This window comes from Myxococcus dinghuensis, assembly GCF_024198235.1.
In the GTDB taxonomy this organism is placed as follows: domain Bacteria; phylum Myxococcota; class Myxococcia; order Myxococcales; family Myxococcaceae; genus Myxococcus; species Myxococcus dinghuensis.
Genome location: NZ_JAKCFB010000002.1, coordinates 53,099 through 73,361 on the forward strand (window position 1 = coordinate 53,099; position 20,263 = coordinate 73,361).

Consider the following 20,263-nt stretch of genomic DNA (forward strand, 5'->3'; position numbering starts at 1 on the left):
CGTTAGCCTCGCGCGATGATTCAGGGGTTCGATACGAGTTGGCTGCTGGTGGGCGTCCTCGTCGTCGCGTCGTTCGTGGCCCAGGCCTTCTTGCTCAAGGACAGCACGCTGCTCTGGTTCATCATCGACGAGCGCCGCCTGCGCGCCAGGGGCGAGCCGGCGGAGGCCACGGTCCTGGAGCTCGAGCCCAGCAGCTGGCGCATCAACAAGCGCCGCGTCATCGTCCTGCGCCTCCAGGTGCGTCAACGGGGGCACCCCGCCTATGAAGCCCGGACGCGAACCACCCTCGCCGGCTGGCAGATGTCGGGTGTCATGGAGAAGGGCATGACGCTGGAGGTGCGCGTCGACCCGAAGGACCCGCGCCGCGTGGCCGTGGTGCGGCCCCTCTCGTTCCCCAGGCCCCTGAACGCCCTGCTGCCTCGCGCCGACAACGTGCAGGCCATGCGGGACCTCCAACGCCTCCGGGACGAAGGGCTCATCAGCGCGGACGAGTTCGAGCAGAAGCGCTCCGCCATCCTGGAGCGGCTGTAGCCGCCCCGGGCCTACCCGACAGGTCTCCCCACCGAGCCCCCCCGGGCGTGGGCGCCAGTACCCGCTTCGGCGGGGCGGATCCGGACCGGGAATCGCGCGAAGCGCGCTTCGGGCCAACCACGACGAAGAACGCGCCTGCGTTCGCGCTGGACGCAGACACCGAGCCCCCGAGCGCGTGCCCCCTCAGACGTTCCCTGGGACGAGCCCGCCTCCACGGGTGGCCTTGCGATTGCAAATACAACCGCCCGATGACCCTTGTCGCCACACGACACGCTTCGGTGACAACGGCATCCGCGTAGACGTCAGCGGCATCCCTCCCGCGTTCTCTCCAGAATGGAATCGCTGTGACCAGCTCCTCGACGCCTCACCTCCCGCCCCCGCCCCCCACCACCGAAGTCATCAGCGTCCCCATCGACAATCCGCTCGACGTCGATGGCGACAACGGGGAGTTCCGCCTCGTCCAGACCGGCTCCGTCATGGCCCTGGTCGGCGTCAACGACGACAGCAATCTCCAGGGCTACTTCAGCGCGTCGACCCTCAACTACCTCAGCCGCCCCCAAGGGAATCCGAAACGACTGGGCCGCTGGACTCCCTTCACCATCGAGACGGACTCCACGCAATCCTCCCTCGCCTTCCAGACCGAGAAGCGCATCGGCGTGGTCGCGGTCCAAGGCGTCGTCTACATCTTCTGGATCGACACCACGAACCACGTCCTGTGCGCGACGCGCGTCTCCCCCGACTCGACACGCTCCACGACGGACTGGTGTCAAATCGAGCTGCCGGCCACTGCGACGGGAGGCACCCCGACCCCCATCAGGATCAGCGCCAAGGGCGTGTCGGCCTGCGCCGGCAAGGGTGACACGGAGATCCTCCTCAACTACCTCGCCTGGGACTCCACGCAGAACAAGCTGCTGGTCTGGAACGTCGTCCTGGACACGGGTGATTACGATCCGCTCACCAACAACTGGGTCGCCAAGGTTCCGTCCTGGTCCGTGACGCCCCCCGCCACCAATCCCGCCCAGACGTCCTCGTCGATTTCGAACCTCGACATCCGCACCATCCTCGTCACCCAGCCGGGAGCAACCTCCACCGACGCTCCCGTCAATTGCGTCATCGCCGCGTTGTGGGATGAATCCCACGCCACCTCGACCACCTTCTCCTGGACGCTGGACGCCGCGTGCCACGCCAACCGCAGCTCCGCGCCGGCCCCCATGCTCCTCGCCTGGCCCAGTGCGCTCAAGAGCCGCAAGGCCCGGGGAACGACGCTGGCCGTGGACCCCGCTGGACGACTCGTCGCCTTGTTCGCCGACAGCAACAACAGCGACGCGATCTCCATCGCCGTGATTCAAGACATCCTCCCCCTGCGCCAGATCGACACCTCGGCCGCGCCCACCTGGACGGAGTACGGCAAGGTCTTCCCGAACACGACCGAGGACACGGAAGGGCCCCTGGCGATGAACTTCTCGTTCGGCGCCATCCCCGTGACGTCGGCCCAGAACGCCACCACCCTCCCCATCATCCTCGGGATGGCGTGGGTCCGCAGCTCGTCCTCGCCCGGCTCGCCCATCCAGATGTCCTCCCTGAAGTACGGCGACTTCACCCTGCAGACCGCCCTGCACCCGCCGAAGCAGGAGTACACGGGCAGGCGTCTGCTCACGTCGATCTGCGATCCATTCCCCATGCCCATCCCGGCGCCGGAGGTCTGGGGGAACTCCAGCCCCGACGGCATGGCCGACTGGAACATGTTCGACTACGAGATGAACACGACCCAGGAAGACGTGGTCTTGAACCAGATCGACTTCTCCGCGACCCTGGGAATCCAGTACTCCACACGCACCATGGGCGGGTTCAACGGCGTCAAGGATGGCGTCAGCGCCGGCGTGTCCGTGAAGGTCGGAGGCTCGGGACACTTCGCCTGGCAGGACGGCAAGTTCACGGCCCAGAGCATCAAGGTGCAGACGAAGGCCTACCGCCATCCCTACTTCCCGCTCGCGGACGCGTCTCCCTACCTGGTCCGCCCCTACGGGTGCTACTTCGGACGGTCCCTGTTCTGGCTGCGCTCCCAATACGGGACGGCCGCGAACCTCGCCTTCAACCAGAACACGTCGTTCAGCCCGGCGCCGCTCACCATGGCCCACTGGCCCGTCGTCTCGAAGGACTCGGATGAAACCGCGGCAGGCGACTTCTTCAGCTACGCGTGCACGCCCGGCGTGGTCGACTCCTACACCGAGGCGGCGATCAACGCCCGGATGTTCAGCCTGTACAACGAGTGCGTGAACAGGCTGGTGGCCGCAGGCAAGAGCCAGGCGGACATCCAGAAGATCTTCACGGCGCCGGATGGCACCGACCTCAGCCAGTTCTACACGGGCAACAACTACGTCGCGGCCGTCGTCGAGAAGTACGGCACGGAAACCAACCTCAATGGCCAGAAGTACCTCAAGTTCGCCATGAGCGGCGGCTCGGTCTGCGACGGCGAGTACCGGGTGTCGAACAGCGAGACCGCGGGCTTCGGCGTCCACCTGGACATCAACGCGTATGCGGGCTTCGTCTCCAACGCGGAGGTCGGGAGCCGGATCGGCTTCTCTGGCTCGCAGGAGACGTACAAAGGCGGCTCGTTCGACTTCTCCTTCTCGTTCAAGCGCGATTCGACGAGCGCCATCTCGAGCGGCGTCGGCGTCTACACCTACCTGAACACGCTGGCGCCGACGCAGTCCATGTCGGCCCGGCTGTACATGCTCAAGGAGGCGTATCTGTGGGCGCTCGAGCTGAAGTACTTCCCGGCCATCGCCCGTGATTGGTACATCCAGTCCCTGGCCAACGCCAAGGCGCAGGGGGAGTTCTCCTCCCCGCTGGACGAGCCCAACCTGAACATGCTCTCCGGCACCACGTCGGCGGACAACCTCCTGCTCTACGAGCAGTCGCTGCCCACGCGCTTCCTGTTCGTCGTCACGGGCTGGGACCAGGGGCCGGAGGTCTACACACCCACCAACGTGCCCAAGAACCTGCCCGGTGGATACGACATCGCCACCTTCAACTCCGGCGTCCAGGATGGCGCCACCTTCAACCTGCCGGGGCCGTGCGACGTGGCCTATGGCGCGAACGGCCACTTCCGCTTCATCCCGGGCGTGACGGGCTCCATCACCTTCAACGCGGCGACCTTCGGAGACCCGCAATCCGGTGGCGCGAACCTGGGCTACTACCGGCAGGTCGGCTATCCCAACCGCTCGGCGTACAACGTCCAGCAGGACTTCGACCGGGTCTGCGGCGAGGGGGCGTCGTGGAACCTGGGAGATGAGCCGACGACGGTGGCGTTCGGAATCGACACGCTCTGGAACGTGGTCGGAGGACTGACTGGGAACGTCACCGCGTCGGATGCCAGGTTCGGGGATCCGGCACGCGGGAAAGGCAAGGAGCTTCGCGTCCTGAACAAGTAGCCTGCCGCGACGAACGCGGCGGCCAACAGGCCAGCGGGTGCGAGCGCGCGCTTCCTGCGCTCGCACCCGAACGTCCGGCCAGGCTTCAGCCGCGCCCACTCCGGACGTCGCGGCGCAGCAGCGCCTCGCGCAGTCGGGTCCTCGCCCGGTGCAGGCGTGTCTTCAGGGTGGTCAGCTCCAGCCCCAGGGCCCGACTGGCCTCCTCGCCGGAGAGTCCCTCGAGGTCGCGCAGGATGAGCACCTCTCGGTAGATGGGGTCCAGGCCCGCGATGGCCGCATGGACGACCTGGACCAGCTCCCATCGCTCGAGGACCTGCTGAGGGTCGAGCGCGTCGGCCGCGGGGACTTCGTCCTCCCCGAGCCGCTCCCCCAGGGGTTGGCGCTCGCGGGCGAAGGGACGGAGCATGCGCAGGCACGCATTGCGCACCACGCTCATCAACCACGCGAGGACCCCGGCGTCCCGCTGCACCTCGGGGCGCCTCGCGAGCTTCACGAAGGCCTCCTGCACGGCGTCGTCCGCGTCGTCGCCGTCCCGGCACACGCGCAGGCCGAACCGGTACACCCGGTCGTGGTACGTGCGCACCAGCACGGCCAGGGCCTCGTCATCCCCCCTCGCCGCCGCCGTGAGCAATGCTCCGTGCCCCGCTCCCATCAGCGCCCCGGCTCGAGGGGGCAGGTCGAGCGGCCCATCAGGGCATAGCCGAAGCAGGTCCCGGCCAGGGCCGAGAAGAGCATGTACCCTCCCAGCACGCCGAAGGTCCCGAGCCGGACGGGCAGCGGCAGGGGCACCATCGCCGCGCACGTGACCAGCACCAGCCCGCCCAGGGCCCTGAACAGCCGCTCCAAGTTCCCGACATTCCGCTTCATGACAGCCTCCTTGCACCAGGAGAAGTCACGTCGCGCCAGAAAGGATTCACGGACCCGGGCTTTTTCTCCGCCCGGCGTCTTCGTCACGAGGGCGCGAGTTCGGGGGCCCGGGACGGCCTGCGCGAGAGGAGGTAGGCCACGCCGAGGTTGGGGACCCAGCAAAGCCAGGCGACGATTCGATATGCCGGGATGAAATCGCCCAGGGCATGCATCAGGACAGGCATCCAGAGTCGCAGCGTGACCGCCGCGAAGCAGACGGAATAGCTGTAGGTCATCATGAGCCGGTGTGCTTCGAACCGCCGGCGCATGACGAGCCACCAGGCGGAGGCCGTGGTGGAGAGCCAGACGGCCCCCAGGCTGACGAAGCCCGCCGCGGCGATGACGCCCCCCGTGGCGAAGAAGCCGACGTAGACGCCCGCGAGCCCGCTCAGGAAGACGGCGCCGACGTAGACCTTCCCCAGGAGCCGGTGTGCGCCCGGGCGCGCGAGTCGCAGCCTCGCGACGAACTGGGTCCAGCCGATGGCCAGCGCGAGCCCTCCCAAGGCGATGTGCGTGTAGAAGGCGGCGTTCCATGCGGGGTCGGCCAGGAGCTCGCCGCCCTTCATGGCACGAAGACCGGAGACGTTCGAGGCCTCGAGGAAGTAACAGCTGGGATAGAGGCCCACCGCCAGACAGAGGGCGGCGAAGAGGACCCAGCATGCCTTGCTTGCCATCGTGGAGACTCGGGGTTCGGAGTGGAGCGGCGCCGCGCGGGAGATGAGGCTCCCGCGGTAACGGACCGTGCGCCTCCCGATTGCACCCGGAAGGGCCGGGAACGGCGGCCCCTGTACGCCTCGACGGGCGTCGGGTGGCTTCGCCGAGCGCTCCCGTCCCCACGCGGGCCGACCCGACGGGCTACGCCGACCGGGCCAGCGCCACCGCGTCGGGCCCCGCGGGAAAGCGGAGCGTCCCCGACTCGTCGTTCGCGGCGCGCCAGACGGCCTCGGCCACGTCGGACGGACGCGTCACCGCGCCCAACTGTCCGAACGAGGCGAAGATGTGCTGGGCGAAGGGCGCATACGGTTCGGGAAACAGCCCGTCCATGCGGGAGCTGCCGTTGCTCGTGAAGCGGGTGTCCGGGCAGTAGCCCGGCTCGACGAGCTTCACGCGCAGGTGGAAGGCCTCGAGTTCGAACGCGAGCGACTCGGTGAACCCTTCGATGGCGACCTTGCTCGCGGTGTAGACGGCCACCAGGGGCATCGGCGCCAGCGTCGCGCTGGAGGTCACGTTCACGATGACCCCCGACCGTCTGGCACGCAATTGCGGCAGCACCGCCTGCGTCACCGCCATGGAGCCGAAGACGTTGGTCTCGAACACCTCGCGCACCGTGGACATCGGCGTCGCTTCGAAAGCGCCCATCAGCCCGATGCCCGCGTTGTTGACCAGCACGTCGATGGGGCCGCTCGCCTCCAGCGCCGCGGCGATGCTCCCGGGCTTCGTCACGTCGAGCGACACCACCCGCAGCCGGTCCGAACGAGGGAGGACCTCCTCGCGCGGCGTCCGCATGGTCGCGACCACGTTCCAGCCCTGGGCGTGGAAATGGCGCGCGGTCTCGAGTCCATAGCCAGACGAACACCCCGTGATGAACACCGTCTTCATGCCGCCTCCTTGCCGCGATTCGCGCGGCGTCGATGGTCTCAAGGTACGCGCGGCCATCAGGACTCTCCACCCTGCGGAGTCCGTATTTCTTCTGCTAGAGTCCAGCCATGACCGACCCTCTCTCGGAAGTCATCGCGCTCCTCCAACCGAGGGCCGTCTTCTCGAAAGCCATCAGCGGCGCTGGCGGCTGGGGCGTCCGCTACTCGGACTTCGGTCAACCCAGCTTCTGCGCCGTGCTCGAGGGGCGTTGCCGGCTGGCCGTCGCGGGCCAGTCCCCCATCACCCTCGAGGCGGGCGACTTCGTCCTGCTGCCCGCGACGCCGGGCTTCACCATCTCCGGCTTCGAGCCGGTGACACCCGAGCGCATCGACCCCAAGGTCGCGCCCTCCGCCAAGGGGGAGGTGCGTCACGGCAGGAAGGGCGGCCCGCCGGACGTGCGCCTGCTCGGGGGCTACTTCGTCTTCGACTCGCCTGACGCCGCCCTGATGGTGTCGCTCCTCCCCGCGCTGCTGCACGTGCGCGGCGTGGAGCGGCTCGCCACGCTGGTGCGCCTCGTCCGCGACGAGACGAGCGAGCAGCGCTCGGGCAGCGACCTGGTCCTGACGCGCCTCGTGGAGCTGCTGCTCATCGAGACACTCCGGTCGACGGCGAGCGAGGACACACCTCCGGGGCTCCTGCGGGGACTGGCGGACGCGCGGCTCGCGCCTGCCATCCGGCAGATGCACCGCCACCTCACGCGTCCGTGGACCGTGGCGCAGCTCGCGAAGAGCGCGGCGCTCTCACGCTCGGCGTTCTTCGACCGCTTCACCCGCACGGTGGGCCTGCGGCCCATGGAGTACCTGCTGGGCTGGCGGATGGCCGTCGCGAGGGGCCTGCTGCGCGACCGCGAACTCAGCATCACCGAGGTGGCCGAGCGCGTCGGCTACAGCTCGGCGAGCACCTTCACCACGGCGTTCAACAGGCACGTGGGACAACCTCCGGGGCGCTTCGCGCGCGCGAGCTGACACCGCCCCCCGCGTCCCCGCCCCCCCAGGAGATGAAGCACTCCCGGGTGGACGACGCGGGGGCCCGCCGGTGAGCGGGCGCGTCCGTGAGGTCGAGCCCTCGGGGCCTCCAGCGCGAACCGTCGCGACCGAGCGCCACGCTCACGGCGGGCGACCCGGGAGCACCGCGCGCCCCGGCTTCACGGCCGGATGCCGGTGAGCGCGAGGCGCAGCACCCGGCGCGCGGTGAGCGGATCGTCTTCGTTGGCGATGGCAATCGAGTTCGCGAGCACCATCAGGTCCTCCGTCGCGACACCGGAGTGGATCGCGCCCGCCGCCGCCGCCCGCGCCACCAGGACGCGCAACACGTCGAGCAGCATGTCGGTGCAGCAGATGTCTTCGGCCGAGAGTCCCTCCGGACCGGCCATCAACGCCGCGGCGAGCCCACGGTGCGTCGCGGTGTAGACCGTCACCTCCTCGAGCCATGCCGCCAACTCGGCGGCGGGCTCGACGCCGGGTTGGGCGGCGGCCCGCGCACAGAGCTGCGCCACACCATCCCGGAAGACCACCTCCAGGAGTGCCTGCCGCGACGGGAAATGGCGGTGCAGGGTCGCCGACCCCACGCCCGCCTTCCGGGCAATCTCCTCCAACGACACCTGCGCGCCATCCCGCGCGACCAGCTCCATCGCGGCCGCGACGAGCCTCTCGCGGTTGCGCCGCCCATCCGCTCGCAACGGCTTCACCTTCTCCACTTCACGCCGCTCCTCGGCCCACCTTCCTTGACAAGTGGGGGCCCCCTCCGTATCTAACCACGAAACTAAACGGTGGGGTCCCCCACTTACAAGAGGAGCTGCCCATGAGCAGCAAGCAGACCGTTCTCGTCACCGCGGCCACGGGGCGCCAGGGCGGCGCCACCGCCCGGACCCTGCTGGCCGAGGGCCTCACCTCGGTGCGCGTGCTGGTGCGCAATCCAGACGCGCCGAACGCCCGGGCCCTCGCGGCGGCGGGCGCCGAGGTGGTCGTCGGAGACCTCGACGACGCGGCGTCGTTGCGCGCCGCCTGCGTGGGGGCGCAAGCGGTCTTCTCGATGCAATCCCCCATCATCTCCGCGACCGGTGTCGACTACAGCAAGGAGCGCCAGCAAGGGAGGAACCTCGTCGAGGCGGCGCTGGCCGAGGGCATCGAGACGTTCGTGCACACCGCGACGTCCGGCGTCGGGGACCACCGCCACATCGAGGGCTGGGCGGAGGGGCGCTGGAAGGCCCACGAGGTGTACTGGGAGAACAAGCTCGCCACCTGCGACCTCGTCCGTGGCGCGGGCTTCCGGAGCTGGACCCTCATCCTGCCCGCCACCTTCATGGACCATCCCATGTTGGACCCCGCGGGCTTCGTCGATGGACGCTGCTGGGTCACGGTGCTCGACGCGGACCGCCCCATCCCGTTGATTGCACCGGAGGACATCGGCCAGGCGGCCGCGGCGGCCATCCAGCGTCCGGCGACGTTCCACGGCGTGACGCTGCAACTCGCCGGGGACATCCTCACGCCTCCGCGGATTGTCGAGGTCCTCTCCCGCGTCGACGGCAAGGAGTACACGGCTCGGTCCGCCACCGTGGAGGAAGCCATCGCGGCGGGGCTGCATCCCGGCATGGCGCGGGGCCTGACGTACATGAACGTCGCCCCGGTGCTGGCGCGCCCCGAGCTCGCGCGCGCCTACGGGCTCTCCCCCATGAGCTTCGAGACCTGGGCGAGCCAGCGGCGCGAGCGGCGCTGACGACCCTGGGCGCCTGTTCGCGGGACCGCGGAGCCATGCCCGCCCGCTCCACCCGGATGAACGTGTCTACCCGAACGACCCGGAGGCCATCCCAGCCGCGCTTCGCTCGGGGCTCACCCAGGAAGAGGTCGTCGAGCTGCCGTGGCGCGGAGGGAGCGTCCCGGAGTGGATGGACCTCGCGGTGCGGAGAGAGGACGATGACTCGCAGCTGAGGACCGCGGTGAACCACGAGGGACTCGCGCCCTTGAAGAAGCTCCCAGGGCTCCAGCACCTCGTCCTCGACCACACGCGACTCGGCGACGAGATCCTGCCGGACCTGTCCCGACTGGAACTCTCGTACGTCTCCTTGCCCGGGACCCAGGTGACACAGGAGGGTGTCGCACGGCTCCGACACCGTTGTCCCACGTTGAAGCTCCAGTCCGCGTTCAAGCAATACACCGCGCCCCAGCCCGAGAAGACGAGGCGAGGGGGCCTTGGACGGTTCGTCCGAGCGCTGCTGAAGCGCGGATGACGCGCGAGGGCTCGACCTTCGAGGCGCCCTCGACGTCAAACCTTGCGGCGCACGCCTGTCGCACCCGCGAGGAGCATGTCGCGCAGCGGCTGCGCGCGCTCACGCGCGACAGGCACATGGATACCGCGGCCGTCCTTCACGAGGCCCTCCCCCACCCACACCCGGGTCTCGCTGTCGCGTTCGAGTTCCTTGATGTGCGCCGCGTTGACCAGCCAGTTGCGATGAACCCGAGTGAACGCGCGGCCGAATGACGCCTCGATCGCGGACAGCGACAGGTCGACGTCGAAGACCCCCTGGGACGTGTGGACCCGGGTCAAGCGTTCCGCCGCCTCGAACGCCCACACCTCGTCGCGGTCGAAGAAGACCAGACTCTTCTGCCGCCGCGCGGCGATGCGCGGAGGCCCCGGTGGCCGTGGGTGCGGACCGCGCGCGCGAAGCCTGAGCAGACACTGCTCGACGCGCTCCTCGGTGAAGGGCTTGAGCAGGTAGTCGGCAACGCCGAGGTCATACGCCTCGAGCGCGTGCACGGTGAACGCGGTCGCCAGCACGACCCATGGCGCCGTGGGCAGCGCCGCGAGCGCGCGCGCGAGGTCCAGTCCCTCGTTTCGACCGCCCGACAGCCGGACGTCGAGGAACGCGACGTCGAACGCGAGGCGCCCGTCGCCGAGCAGGAGCTCCCGCGCGTCCTCCGCCGACGCGACGGCCCCCGTGACCTGGGCCAGGTGGGACTCCTCCAGCAATTCGACGAGGTAGTTTCGCGCGGCCCACTCGTCGTCCACGACGAGGGCACGCAGCTTCTCGCCACTCCCGGTGCTCATGCCGCGCTCCCTGGCGTCATCGGGAGCTCGATGACCGCCGAGGTCCCTTCGCTCGAAGACTGGAATCGCAAGGCCGCCCCAGGGCACCGGAGCTCCAGCCGCCGACGCACCACGCGCAGACCGAGCGCGCCAGGACGCGGCTCGCCGGTCGAAAGCCCGGGGCCGTTGTCCGACACCATGAACACGAGCCTCGACTCGGCACCAGCCCCTCGGAGGCCGGCACTCACCGCCACCCGGCCGCCGCCAGCTCGACACAACGCCCCATGCTGGACCGCGTTCTCGACCAGCGGCTGCAGCAGCAGCTTCGGCAACACCACGCTCCCCACCTCCGGAGGAATGTCCCAGTCGAAGCGGAGCGCGTCACCGTGGCGGGACTCGAGGATCTCCGCGTAACGCCGGAGCCAGGTGACCTCCTGGTCGAGCGTCTGCATCTCCTCCTGTCCCTGCAGCACGTCACGCAACAGGTCGCCGAGACAGCCAATCAGGCGCCGGGCCTCCCGGGGATTCTGCGTCACCAGTCCGGCGATGGTGTTGAGCGTGTTGAGGAGGAAATGTGGCTCGAGCTGCGAGCGCAATCGCGCCAGCTCCGCGGAGACTCGGAGCTGCTCGGCCTCGATGCGGAGCTGCTCCGTCTCGAGCGCACGCAGCTGGGCCTGCTCGGACACGTGCGGAGACACGAAGGCAAGTCCCCAGACACCAGCGATGGCGACCCCCACCATCGCGCCGAATCCGCCCGCGAGCGGAAGCGAGAGCGGCCCCTTCTCATCGAGTTCGAAGCCCAGGAGCCCTTCCACCACGAACACGAAGGCGAGGGCGAAGAGCACCCCGATGACCACGGCGACGAGAAGGCTGGCAACCACGCCCCTCGTCGTCCCCAACCGCCGCTCGACGCAGGCATTGAACGTGACCGACAGCGCGACCAACTGCAGTGGAGTCTCGACCACCCAGAGCAAGAACCGGAGGGCGATGCTCGCGACGCGCTCGCCTTCACGGAACTCGGGGGCGGTCTGCAGCAACCCGATGCCCACGACCAGGGCCATGCCGACGAGCCAACGCCGCCACGCGAAGAGCATCGGATGTTGCACGGCTGAGTCTTGCAAGAGGCATCCAGGCTAGCCACCGGCCACGCGGATTGGCAAGGTCACGCCCGCAGCCTCCGGTTCGTGCGCACGCCGCGACAGCTCGTCGCACGCGCACGACGGTTCGTCGGGAGTGAATGGAATCACGCCACGCCCGATGCGAAAGCCTGTCCGCCACACTCCTCCCTCACGCAGGCGGACGCCGGATGCTCCCACCTCCATTTCGCAGACATTCCCGGAGACCCGCCGGCGCACGTCGCCGGCACCTCGTCGGTCCCCCTCCCTCCCGCGCCATCACGGTCATCGCGTTGGTCACGCTGGGCGCTTGTCGCACCGAGAAGGAGGAGGAGCCGCGACGCGGCGACCTCACGGGGAAGCAGCTCTTCGAGCAGCCCTTCCCCGGAACCAACGGTCGCTCCTGCGCGACCTGCCACGTGCCGGAGGACCACTTCACCCTCACCCCCACGCACGTGGCCCGATTGCTGGAAACGTCTCCGGACGATCCACTGTTCAACGCGATCGACGCCGACGACCCCACGGCCACGACCTTGACCTTCGAACACTTGAAGAAGGGCCTCGTGCGCGTGTGGCTGCCATTGCCGGACACCATGGACTTGATCGACGACGAGGGCCACGTCACGACGCCGCCCGACCGCAGGCTGTTCGTGTGGCGGGCCGTTCCCTCGATTGCCGACACCGCGATGAGCGCGCCCTTCCAGCTCGACGGGCGCATGGCGACGCTGGAACAGCAGGCGCAAGCCGCCCTCACCTCGCACAGCGAAGGCGGCACGGCGCCCGCGAGCGAGCTCGCGCGCATCGCCACCTTCGAGCGCGACGTGTTCTCCTCGGACCGGGCCCGCACCATCGCGGCGCGGCTGGCGCAGGGAGCCGACCCGACGGGCTTGCCCGACGTGGAGGACGGGCTGAGCCTCTCGCCCGCCGAGCAGCGGGGCCGGGAGGTGTACGCGGCCGCCTGTGCGGCGTGCCACGGAGGGGCCACCAAGCAGACCCTCACGAAGCGAGAGGTCCACGATTCGTTGTTTCCCGCCCTCAGGCCCGACGGCACCGTGCAGTACGAGGTGCCCGCGACCACCCCGCCGACCCCGGTGCTCGCGTCCACTCCGGGCAACGGGTTCATGAACATCGGCTCGGCGTTCGTCACGTACCTGGGACAGGTCGACCCCGAGTCGGAGATCTTCACCAGGACGGTCCACTTCCCCCGCTACCGATACCGCTTCTACACGGACGGCTCTCGTACGCAGAAGGTCGTCGATCTACCGCCCAAGCCTCCGCCCTTCGCCGGGGGAGACCTGTCGGACTTCGAGCCGGAGATCGACGCCGATGGCAACCCCATCGCCGGCCCCAACCGGGTCCCCCAGTTCTTCTCGTCGGACCCGGGGCGCGCCATCATCACGGGAGAGCCCAACGACTTCGAGGCCTTCGACGTGCCCACGTTGCGTGGGATAGGCCGCACGGCGCCCTACTTCCACGACAACAGCGCCGTGGAGCTCCACAAGGTGGTCGACTTCTACAGCCAGTTCGTCCTGGGGAGGTTCGCCAGCCTCGACCTGCCTCCCGTCCATCCGCCGGAGCATGAAGGCCCGCCGGAATCCCTCACGCCCGACCAGAAGAGCGATTTGATCGCCTTCCTGCGTCGACTCTGAGTCGTCCGGCGCGGCCGAGCGGGCCATGCCCTGGAGCGTCGTCGAGGGCTCGAGCAAGGTCGTTGATGGATGGGCGCTTTCTGTCCGAGACATCCGTCGGCTCTCCCCTGAAAACCTGAAAGGCTGTAATGGGGGAGCCATGACGACTCGCTCGAGCATCTTCATGGCGGCAGTGGGATGGGCTGTCCTGGTCGTGGGGTGTGGAGGGGACACGGAGCGCCGCGCGGACACTCCCGGAGACGCGGGACAGGAGTCAGACGCGGGGCAGGTCCCCGACGCGGGACACGAGCCCGACGCGGGGCCCCTGGCGGACTCGGGGACGCCCGAAAACCCCGGGCCGACGGTGGGGGTGTCGTGCTCGCCGGGCGGCGGGTGCTCGGAGTTCATCGGCTCGGGCAGCGGCTACATCTGGGTGGACGGCACCAAGGCAGCGCCGGACCGCTACGCGGGAAAGACGTTGTGCATCAGGCCCGGGACGTATGAGTACCTGGCCCTGCACGGGGTCAAGGGGACGGCCGAAAAGCCCGTCACCATCACCAACTGCGATGGCCAGGCCGTGTTCAACAACACGAAGAGCAGCCCCGTGGGAATCACCGGGGCCAGCCGCTACCTGCGGCTGACCGGGACGGGGAGCACGAACCTCTACGGACTGGTGGCGGGGACCGCGGGCGGCAACCAGGCGCACATCGACCTGCGCGAGGGTACGTCCGACGTGGAGATCGACCACGTGGAGGTGCGCGGCAATCCCCAGGGAGGCGTGGGCATCGCCTTCCGCACCTATCCGACGTGCGCCGGCGTCTGGGCGCGCGGCACCTGGGCCCAGTACAACACCCGCATCCACGACACGTACGTCCACGACACCGTCTACGAGGGGCTCTACATCGGCCCTTCGCACCATGGCTGGGAGAGCGGGCTGTCGTACACGCCGGGAGTCGACTGCGGCGGCGGGAAGCGGGTGTTCGAGGCGGATGTGATTGGCGTCGAGGTGGTGGACAACCAGGTGGAGAACACCGGCAACGACGCCATCCAGGTGGGAGGCGCGCTCCAGGGGATGACCATCCGGGGCAACGTCATCCGGAACTACGGCTTGAACAACAACAGCAGCCACTCCGGCGGCATCACCGTGAACCCGGGCAGCATGGGCGTCATCGACGCGAACTGGATCGAAACGGCGCAGCCGCGCTCCACCCAGGGCATCCTGTTCCAGGGCCTGGGTGGCACCCTGATGATGAACAACGTCATCCTCGGCGCCAACACGGGCACCCTCTTCAATCGCACCACCGACGTGAACCTGCAGCGCGCGAGCCCGCCGCCGGTCGCCTATCACCACAACACGGTGGTGAGCTCCGCGACCGAGGGCATCTACGTCTTCTGCAACCTCATCAAGGACAACACCGTCACCTTCTCCAACAACGTGGTGGCGGGCGCGCCGGTGACACACGCGGGCAATGGAAACAACACGGCGTGCCTCAGCCTGTTCGCGACGACGAACCTCGTCTCCACCCAGGTGGCGGCCGCGGGCTTCGTGGACGCGGCGGCGAAGAACTTCCACCTGCGGCCCTCGTCGCCCGCGGTGGACAAGGGCGTGAACCTGGCCGGGGTGGTGGACTTCGATTACGACGGAGCCCAGCGCGTGCCCCCCCATGACCAGGGCGCGTACGTGGCGGCCGCCGGGCTCCCCTTCGCCCCGGCGCGGCCCGAGCCCGCGCGCTGACGGGCCGGGCCCGCCGCTGGGACGTGGACACGAAGCAGCCCCGGTCCCCTCTCACGGGCACCGGGGCCACGGGCTCGTCCCAGCGGTGGGGTCACTTCCTTGCGGGCACCGGGCTCCCCGAGGTGGCCTCCATTGGCGCCTGGAGCGGAGGAAGCGACGCGGTCAGCGCCCCCAGGTAGAGCCGGCCGTGGAAGCCGTCCGGCCGCGGGGAGGTGAAGAGCACCAGCCCCGCGGCCTGCTTCGAGGACTGCCGCGCGTCGAGCGTCGGGCTGATGCCGAAGACGTTGCACTCCACCTCCTCCTCCCAGACGCTGTAGCGACAAGCGAACTGGGTGCCTCGCTGGAAGCCCACATCCAGGACCCGCACCGCCGACAGGGCCCGCGCCACGCGAGCGCCCATGGGCTCCAGGTCGCCATCCCAGCCCACCTCCGTGGTGCGCGCGTGGACGCTGCCCGTGAGCACCAGCGTCCAGGCCTGGGGGCGCTCCGCCCGGGCCTTCAGCAGGTGCTGGGCCATCTGCTCCTCGCGCTCGTTGCCGTGGGCCTTGTCGGAGTCGATGGCGGCCACGGCCACGTCCCCTCCGGAGACGCGCAAGCGGCGGACCTGCTCGACGAGCCACAGCATGGCACCGCTGCTGCGCCCGTCCTGGTAGGCCCGGCGCCAGAACGCACTCTCCGAGAGGAGCTCCTGGACGGCCATGGCGCCGCCGTCGCTGGCGAGGTAGCGCTCGAGGAGCGGCTGCTCCGAGGCGGGAATGGACAGCCCCAGCGTCACCGGCAACCGCTGGGATGCGGCCTCGCACACCATCCGCAGCGCCGCCGAGGGGACCTCCTGCGTGCCCAGGGGGTCCGCGACCAGCACGACGCCTCCCGCGGCCAACAGGGACGAAGCCCCCTCCAGGGGCGCACCACACGCGGGAGCGAGGGCGGGGGCCCCACCCTCCTCCCGTTGGCCATCCATCACCACCGAGCGCATGGGGACGGGGGGATTTCCTCCCACCAGCTCCAGCGAGGGCGCCATCTCCAGTCGCTCCAGGAGCTTCTGCTCGACGTCCATGTCGCGATAACCGAACGCCGGCCGGTAGCTCTCCAGCCCAGGAACGTTGAGGAAGGCATCCGCCACGTTGAACAGCGGCGTGTTGGCCCACTCGGGTGTCTCCGCGCTGGAGGTGCCCCCGTGGACGTACCGGACGCGAAAGACGCGAACGAGCGCCTGCCGGGGCCCGAGCCGCTCCCCCTTGATGTAGTAGCGCTCGGGGGGCGCGACGTCCGGAATGAAGGAGGAGTACATCTCCAGGCCCCCCTCCTTCTCCATCACGTCGAGGCGGCTCTTCCCCAGGAGGTAGCGGACCGTCATCAGCGCGTCCTCGACGGGCACCTGATAGACGAGCTCGTGCGTGGGCGCCTCGTATTGTCCGGTCTCGGGATTGTACCGGGTGTAGAGCCCCTGCGTGACGCTGGCGCATCCCACGCACCCCAGGAGCCCCAACGTCATTCCAAGCCGTCGCATCACATCCTCCATGCGCCACAGGCCTGGAGGAGGGTTGGGGGCCTCCGGGCCGCGCACCGCGGAAACGATGGGAGCGCGGAGGACATATCCCCCCACCCCGACGTTTCTCGAGCCACCGCGAGGAGATGTACTCGCCAGGGAGGGTCCGTCAACGGGCCGCGCGTCGCTGCGACTGATGCGGTGCCCTTCTCGTCCTGGACTTCGTCACCAGGGTGGGCACGGGCAGGGCGCCCCGCACGGGCTCCGCGCCGAAGCCTCGTCGGTAGAGGCTCGGCGCCACGCCGAAGCGGCGCTCGAAGGCCCTGCGGAAGACGTCCGCGCTCTGGAACCCCACGGCGAGCGCCACCTGTTCGATGCCGCCATCGCCCTCCACCAGCCTTCGACGCGCCTCCTCCATCCGGAGCTGCTCCACGTAGGCGGCCGGCGTCTGTCCGAAGGCGCTCCGGAACTGGCGGGCGAAGTGTCGCGGGCTGAGGCACGTCCGCTGCGCCAGCGCCTCGACGGAGAGGTCTCCCGCGAGATTGACCAGCATCCAACTGGTCAGGTCCCCGAACCGGCTCCCACTCTCCTCCTGGAAGCGCAGCGGTTCGGAGTACTGGGCCTGTCCTCCCGGGCGCTTGAGGTACATCACCAGCTCGCGCGCCACGGTGAGGGCCGCGCGCGGCCCGTGGTCCTCTTCGATGAGCGCGAGCGACAGGTCGATGCCCGCGGTGATGCCCGCGGACGTGTAGAAGGCGCCGTCCTTGATGAACAAGGCATCCGGCTCGAGGCGGACCTTCGGAAAGCGCGCCGCGACGTCCTGCGCGAACTGCCAGTGGGTGGTCGCGCGCCGGCCGTCGAGGAGCCCCGACGCCGCGAGTGCGTAGATACCCGTACAGACGGAGACGACGCGCCGGACCGTGTGTGCGCGGGCACGGAGCCAGCGCACCACCTGCGCATTCGTGTCCGGCACCCGCAGGCCCGCACCTCCGCAGATGACGAGCGTGTCCAGCCCCCGGGCGTCATCCAGCGAGAGGTGAGGCCTGAAGACGAGCCCCGACTCCGACCGGAACTCCCCTGGATGCAGCCCCACCATCACCGCCTCGTAACGGCGCTGCCCGCCCGTCTGGACCTTCGCGAAGGCCTCCAGCGGCCCCACGAGGTCCAGGGCCTCCACGCCCTCGTAGCCGAGTACCCCCACCCGTTGCGTCGACGCGGTCATGTGTACCTCTCGACGCCGCATCGTAGTCCTGGAAGCCGGCTCGCGGGGCTCCACCGCGGGGCGCCAGGGGGCCGCCAGGCTGGCGCTCACGTGCTCCGCAGCGCGATGGCCGGGTCCACCCGCGAGGCGCGCACCGCGGGTATCAGGCACGCCACCGCGCCAGTGCCCCCGAGCAGCACCACCACCCCCACGAGCGTCACCGGGTCCGCGGGCGCCACGCCGAACAGCATCCCCTCCAACAGGGAGGACAGCCCCAGCGCGCCGGCCGTCCCCATCACGAGTCCGGAGAGCACCAGCGCCATTCCCTGGCGCAGGACCAGGCCGAGCACGCGGGAGGGCTCGGCGCCGAGCGCCAGCCGGATACCGAGCTCGCGCACCCGCTGGCTCACGGAGAAGGCCACCACGCCCGACAGTCCCGTGCAGGTCAGCACCAGCGCGAGCGCCGCGACGAAGCCGAGCAGGAGCGTCACCAGCCGTGGCGCGGCCAGCGACTCGCTCCGCAGGCTCGAGAGGGGGCGCACGTCCGTGACGGGCTGCACGGAGTCCAGCTCGTACACCAGGGCTCGCACGCGTGACGCGAGCGCCATCGGATCCCCGTCCGCGCGGAGGAGCAGCCGCACGTCGCGCAGGGGCTGCAACGTGAAGGGGAGATACACCTCGCGCGGTGGCTCCTCCCCGAGTCCGCGCTCACGCACGTCCCCCACCACGCCCACCACCGTCACCCAGCTCTGCCCGGCATCGAACGAGAGGCGCCGGCCCACCGGGTCCTCACCGGCGAAGTACGCCCGCGCGAAGGCCTGGTTCACCACCACGACCGGAGCGGCCCCCGGACGATCTCCCGCCTCGAAGAGGCGGCCCTTCATCAGGGGCACGCCCAGCGCGCGGAAGTAGCCCGGGGTCGCGCTGCGCAGGTCCGCCTGCGGACGCACCTGGCCCACAAGCAGCTCCTGCCCCTCGACCTGGAGCGAGGTCGTCCAGGGGCTGTTCCCTCCCAGCGGCAGGTCGTTGGCGAGCCCGACCGCCGTCACCCCCGGCAAGCCCTCCAGGCGCGGCACCAGTTGCTCGGCGAAGGCGCGGACCTTCTCCTCCTCGCGGTAGCGGTCCCACCCGAGGTCCACCCGCGCGGTGAGCACGTTCTCCGGGTCGAACCCCGGGTCCACGCGATGGAGCCTCGCCATGCTGCGCAGCATCAACCCCGCCCCCACCAGCAGCACACACGAGAGGGCCACCTGCGAGACGATGAAGAAGCCGCGCAGGCGCGGGCTCACCCGGGAGGCGCCCCCTCCCTGCGGACGCCCCGTGCCGAACACCGTGCGCGAGGGGAGCGCGGGCAACAGCGAGAGCACCAGGCCCGTGCCGAGCGACAGGGCGAGGTTGATGAGGAGCATGGGGGCCCCCACCTCCACCTCCACCGCGCGCGACGTGTAGCGCGCCACGAACGCGACGAGCAGCTCCATCCCGGAGACCGCCACGGCGAGCCCCAGCAGGCCCCCCAGGAGCGACAGCAGCAGGTGCTCCGTCAACAGTTGCCGGACGAGCCGCCCCCGGCCAGCGCCCACGGCGGCCCGGACCGCGAGCTCGTGCTCACGGCGGGACAGGCGCGCCAGGGTGAGGTTGGCGACGTTGGCGCAGACGACGAGCAGCAGGAAGACGGCCGTGGCGAACAGGAGCAACAAGGTGGGACGCGCGCGCGCCACCAACCGGTCCCGCATGCTCGACGCGGAGGCGGAGAACCCCTCGGTCGCGGGGTAGGCATCCGGGTATGCCTGATGGAGGCCCGCCGCCACCATCGCCAGCTCGGCGCGGGCCTCCGCGAGCGACACGCCGGGCGCGAGTCGACCGAGGACGGTGAGCCCACGGCTGGTGCGGGTGTGCGTCCACTGCGCCCCCGAGCGGAACGGGCAGGCGGAGACGGGCATGTACACGTCGTTCTCGCCCGGGTACTGGGGGACGGGGGGAAGCACCCCGATGACGGTGTGCGTGCGCCCGTTCATGGTGAAGGTCTTCCCCACGATGGCGGGGTCCCCACCGAGCACGCGCTGCCAGTACGCATGGCTGAGGATCAGCACCGGCGCGGCGCCGGGCTGCTCCTCCTCGGGGAGGAAGGTCCGACCGAGCAGCGGACGGACGCCCAGCGTGTCGAAGAAGCCGGAGGACACCACGGCCGTCTGGACCCGCTGCGGCTCCCCGTGCCCCACGATGTTGAAGGGCATGGAGTGGTACTCCACCAGCCCCCGGATGCGCGTGAGGCGCTGACCGTAGTCCTCCAGCTCGACCGGGGAGAAGCCCGCGTTCTCGATGTCCGCCCGCGCCACGGGCTGCTCCAGGTGCACCAGGCGCTCTCCGTCCGCATAGGGCAGCGGCCGCAGCAACACGCCATGGATGACGCTGAAGATGGCGGTGTTCGCGCCAATGCCGAGCGCCAGCGTCACCAGGATGGCCGCGGTGAAGCCCGGGCTGCGGGCGAGGATGCGCGCGCCATAGCGGAGGTCCTGCCAGAGGGTCTCGAACATCGCCTGCCTCCTCGGCCGGGGCCCCCCGG

17 protein-coding genes are annotated in these 20,263 nt (G+C 69.8%); 7 read left to right on the forward strand and 10 right to left on the reverse strand.

What is annotated here, in order from left to right; genetic code table 11:
• The first annotated feature begins 15 nt into the window (after positions 1-15).
• Both LZ198_RS02865 and LZ198_RS02870 read left to right on the forward strand, forming a co-directional pair.
• Positions 16-531, forward strand: a complete 516-nt coding sequence (locus LZ198_RS02865) for an SHOCT domain-containing protein (protein ID WP_253970300.1) — start codon at positions 16-18, stop codon at positions 529-531.
• Positions 532-875: 344 nt separating this feature from the next.
• A complete protein-coding gene (locus tag LZ198_RS02870; RefSeq protein WP_253970301.1) occupies positions 876-3,965 on the forward strand; it encodes a hypothetical protein in 3,090 nt (1,029 codons plus the stop codon).
• An 85-nt stretch (positions 3,966-4,050) separates the two neighbouring features.
• On the opposite strand, the gene LZ198_RS02875 is transcribed toward LZ198_RS02870, so the two are convergent.
• The 4 genes from LZ198_RS02875 to LZ198_RS02890 form a co-directional block, all read right to left on the reverse strand.
• Complete coding sequence (locus LZ198_RS02875; protein ID WP_253970302.1) at positions 4,051-4,617, reverse strand: RNA polymerase sigma factor; 567 nt, start codon at positions 4,615-4,617, stop codon at positions 4,051-4,053.
• On the reverse strand, positions 4,617-4,832 hold the full coding sequence (locus LZ198_RS02880) for a YgaP family membrane protein (RefSeq protein ID WP_253970303.1): 216 nt from the start codon (positions 4,830-4,832) through the stop codon (positions 4,617-4,619). Before LZ198_RS02880 ends, LZ198_RS02875 begins: the two co-directional genes overlap by 1 nt.
• 83 nt (positions 4,833-4,915) lie before the next feature.
• The gene (locus tag LZ198_RS02885) at positions 4,916-5,545 is read right to left on the reverse strand and encodes a DUF2306 domain-containing protein (protein ID WP_253970304.1); all 630 of its coding nucleotides are present in this window, start codon (positions 5,543-5,545) and stop codon (positions 4,916-4,918) included.
• 181 nt (positions 5,546-5,726) lie between these two features.
• A complete protein-coding gene (locus LZ198_RS02890; protein ID WP_253970305.1) occupies positions 5,727-6,470 on the reverse strand; it encodes an SDR family oxidoreductase in 744 nt (247 codons plus the stop codon).
• A gap of 107 nt (positions 6,471-6,577) precedes the next feature.
• Between LZ198_RS02890 and LZ198_RS02895 the strand changes: the two genes are divergently transcribed.
• The gene (locus LZ198_RS02895) at positions 6,578-7,474 is read left to right on the forward strand and encodes an AraC family transcriptional regulator (RefSeq protein ID WP_253970306.1); all 897 of its coding nucleotides are present in this window, start codon (positions 6,578-6,580) and stop codon (positions 7,472-7,474) included.
• A 179-nt stretch (positions 7,475-7,653) separates the two neighbouring features.
• Here the strand turns inward: LZ198_RS02895 and LZ198_RS02900 are convergent, their stop codons facing one another.
• On the reverse strand, positions 7,654-8,205 hold the full coding sequence (locus LZ198_RS02900) for a TetR/AcrR family transcriptional regulator (protein WP_253970307.1): 552 nt from the start codon (positions 8,203-8,205) through the stop codon (positions 7,654-7,656).
• Positions 8,206-8,309: 104 nt separating this feature from the next.
• Here LZ198_RS02900 and LZ198_RS02905 point away from each other — a divergent pair, with 104 nt between their 5' ends.
• Positions 8,310-9,224 (forward strand): NmrA family NAD(P)-binding protein, encoded by a 915-nt coding sequence (locus LZ198_RS02905; protein WP_253970308.1) that lies wholly within the window; start codon positions 8,310-8,312, stop codon positions 9,222-9,224.
• Positions 9,225-9,468: 244 nt separating this feature from the next.
• Positions 9,469-9,735, forward strand: a complete 267-nt coding sequence (locus LZ198_RS02910) for a hypothetical protein (protein ID WP_253970309.1) — start codon at positions 9,469-9,471, stop codon at positions 9,733-9,735.
• Between the two features lie 35 nt (positions 9,736-9,770).
• Here the strand turns inward: LZ198_RS02910 and LZ198_RS02915 are convergent, their stop codons facing one another.
• Together LZ198_RS02915 and LZ198_RS02920 are read right to left on the reverse strand one after the other, a co-directional pair.
• Positions 9,771-10,514 (reverse strand): LytR/AlgR family response regulator transcription factor, encoded by a 744-nt coding sequence (locus LZ198_RS02915; protein WP_253970310.1) that lies wholly within the window; start codon positions 10,512-10,514, stop codon positions 9,771-9,773.
• A 35-nt stretch (positions 10,515-10,549) separates the two neighbouring features.
• Positions 10,550-11,638: a sensor histidine kinase gene (locus tag LZ198_RS02920; RefSeq protein ID WP_253970311.1), complete on the reverse strand. Its 1,089-nt coding sequence runs from the start codon at positions 11,636-11,638 to the stop codon at positions 10,550-10,552.
• Positions 11,639-11,940: 302 nt separating this feature from the next.
• Between LZ198_RS02920 and LZ198_RS02925 the strand changes: the two genes are divergently transcribed.
• Both LZ198_RS02925 and LZ198_RS02930 read left to right on the forward strand, forming a co-directional pair.
• Positions 11,941-13,296, forward strand: a complete 1,356-nt coding sequence (locus LZ198_RS02925; RefSeq protein WP_253970312.1) for a cytochrome c peroxidase — start codon at positions 11,941-11,943, stop codon at positions 13,294-13,296.
• A gap of 139 nt (positions 13,297-13,435) precedes the next feature.
• On the forward strand, positions 13,436-15,010 hold the full coding sequence (locus LZ198_RS02930; RefSeq protein ID WP_253970313.1) for a right-handed parallel beta-helix repeat-containing protein: 1,575 nt from the start codon (positions 13,436-13,438) through the stop codon (positions 15,008-15,010).
• 91 nt (positions 15,011-15,101) lie between these two features.
• Here the strand turns inward: LZ198_RS02930 and LZ198_RS02935 are convergent, their stop codons facing one another.
• From LZ198_RS02935 to LZ198_RS02945, 3 genes are all read right to left on the reverse strand, one after another.
• The gene (locus tag LZ198_RS02935) at positions 15,102-16,520 is read right to left on the reverse strand and encodes a hypothetical protein (protein WP_253970314.1); all 1,419 of its coding nucleotides are present in this window, start codon (positions 16,518-16,520) and stop codon (positions 15,102-15,104) included.
• Positions 16,521-16,668: 148 nt separating this feature from the next.
• On the reverse strand, positions 16,669-17,721 hold the full coding sequence (locus LZ198_RS02940; RefSeq protein WP_267145454.1) for a GlxA family transcriptional regulator: 1,053 nt from the start codon (positions 17,719-17,721) through the stop codon (positions 16,669-16,671).
• Between the two features lie 86 nt (positions 17,722-17,807).
• Positions 17,808-20,234 (reverse strand): ABC transporter permease, encoded by a 2,427-nt coding sequence (locus LZ198_RS02945; RefSeq protein ID WP_253970315.1) that lies wholly within the window; start codon positions 20,232-20,234, stop codon positions 17,808-17,810.
• Positions 20,235-20,263 lie beyond the last annotated feature (29 nt).

What these genes read in the sequence shown, in the direction of transcription:
- LZ198_RS02865 (WP_253970300.1), top strand. Translation starts at nt 16, where the DNA reads ATGATTCAGGGGTTCGATACGAGTTGGCTGCTGGTGGGCGTCCTCGTC.
- LZ198_RS02875 (WP_253970302.1), bottom strand. Translation starts at nt 4,617, where the DNA reads ATGGGAGCGGGGCACGGAGCATTGCTCACGGCGGCGGCGAGGGGGGAT.
- LZ198_RS02880 (WP_253970303.1), bottom strand. Translation starts at nt 4,832, where the DNA reads ATGAAGCGGAATGTCGGGAACTTGGAGCGGCTGTTCAGGGCCCTGGGC.
- LZ198_RS02885 (WP_253970304.1), bottom strand. Translation starts at nt 5,545, where the DNA reads ATGGCAAGCAAGGCATGCTGGGTCCTCTTCGCCGCCCTCTGTCTGGCG.
- LZ198_RS02890 (WP_253970305.1), bottom strand. Translation starts at nt 6,470, where the DNA reads ATGAAGACGGTGTTCATCACGGGGTGTTCGTCTGGCTATGGACTCGAG.
- LZ198_RS02895 (WP_253970306.1), top strand. Translation starts at nt 6,578, where the DNA reads ATGACCGACCCTCTCTCGGAAGTCATCGCGCTCCTCCAACCGAGGGCC.
- LZ198_RS02905 (WP_253970308.1), top strand. Translation starts at nt 8,310, where the DNA reads ATGAGCAGCAAGCAGACCGTTCTCGTCACCGCGGCCACGGGGCGCCAG.
- LZ198_RS02930 (WP_253970313.1), top strand. Translation starts at nt 13,436, where the DNA reads ATGACGACTCGCTCGAGCATCTTCATGGCGGCAGTGGGATGGGCTGTC.
- LZ198_RS02935 (WP_253970314.1), bottom strand. Translation starts at nt 16,520, where the DNA reads ATGCGACGGCTTGGAATGACGTTGGGGCTCCTGGGGTGCGTGGGATGC.
- LZ198_RS02940 (WP_267145454.1), bottom strand. Translation starts at nt 17,721, where the DNA reads ATGACCGCGTCGACGCAACGGGTGGGGGTACTCGGCTACGAGGGCGTG.
- LZ198_RS02945 (WP_253970315.1), bottom strand. Translation starts at nt 20,234, where the DNA reads ATGTTCGAGACCCTCTGGCAGGACCTCCGCTATGGCGCGCGCATCCTC.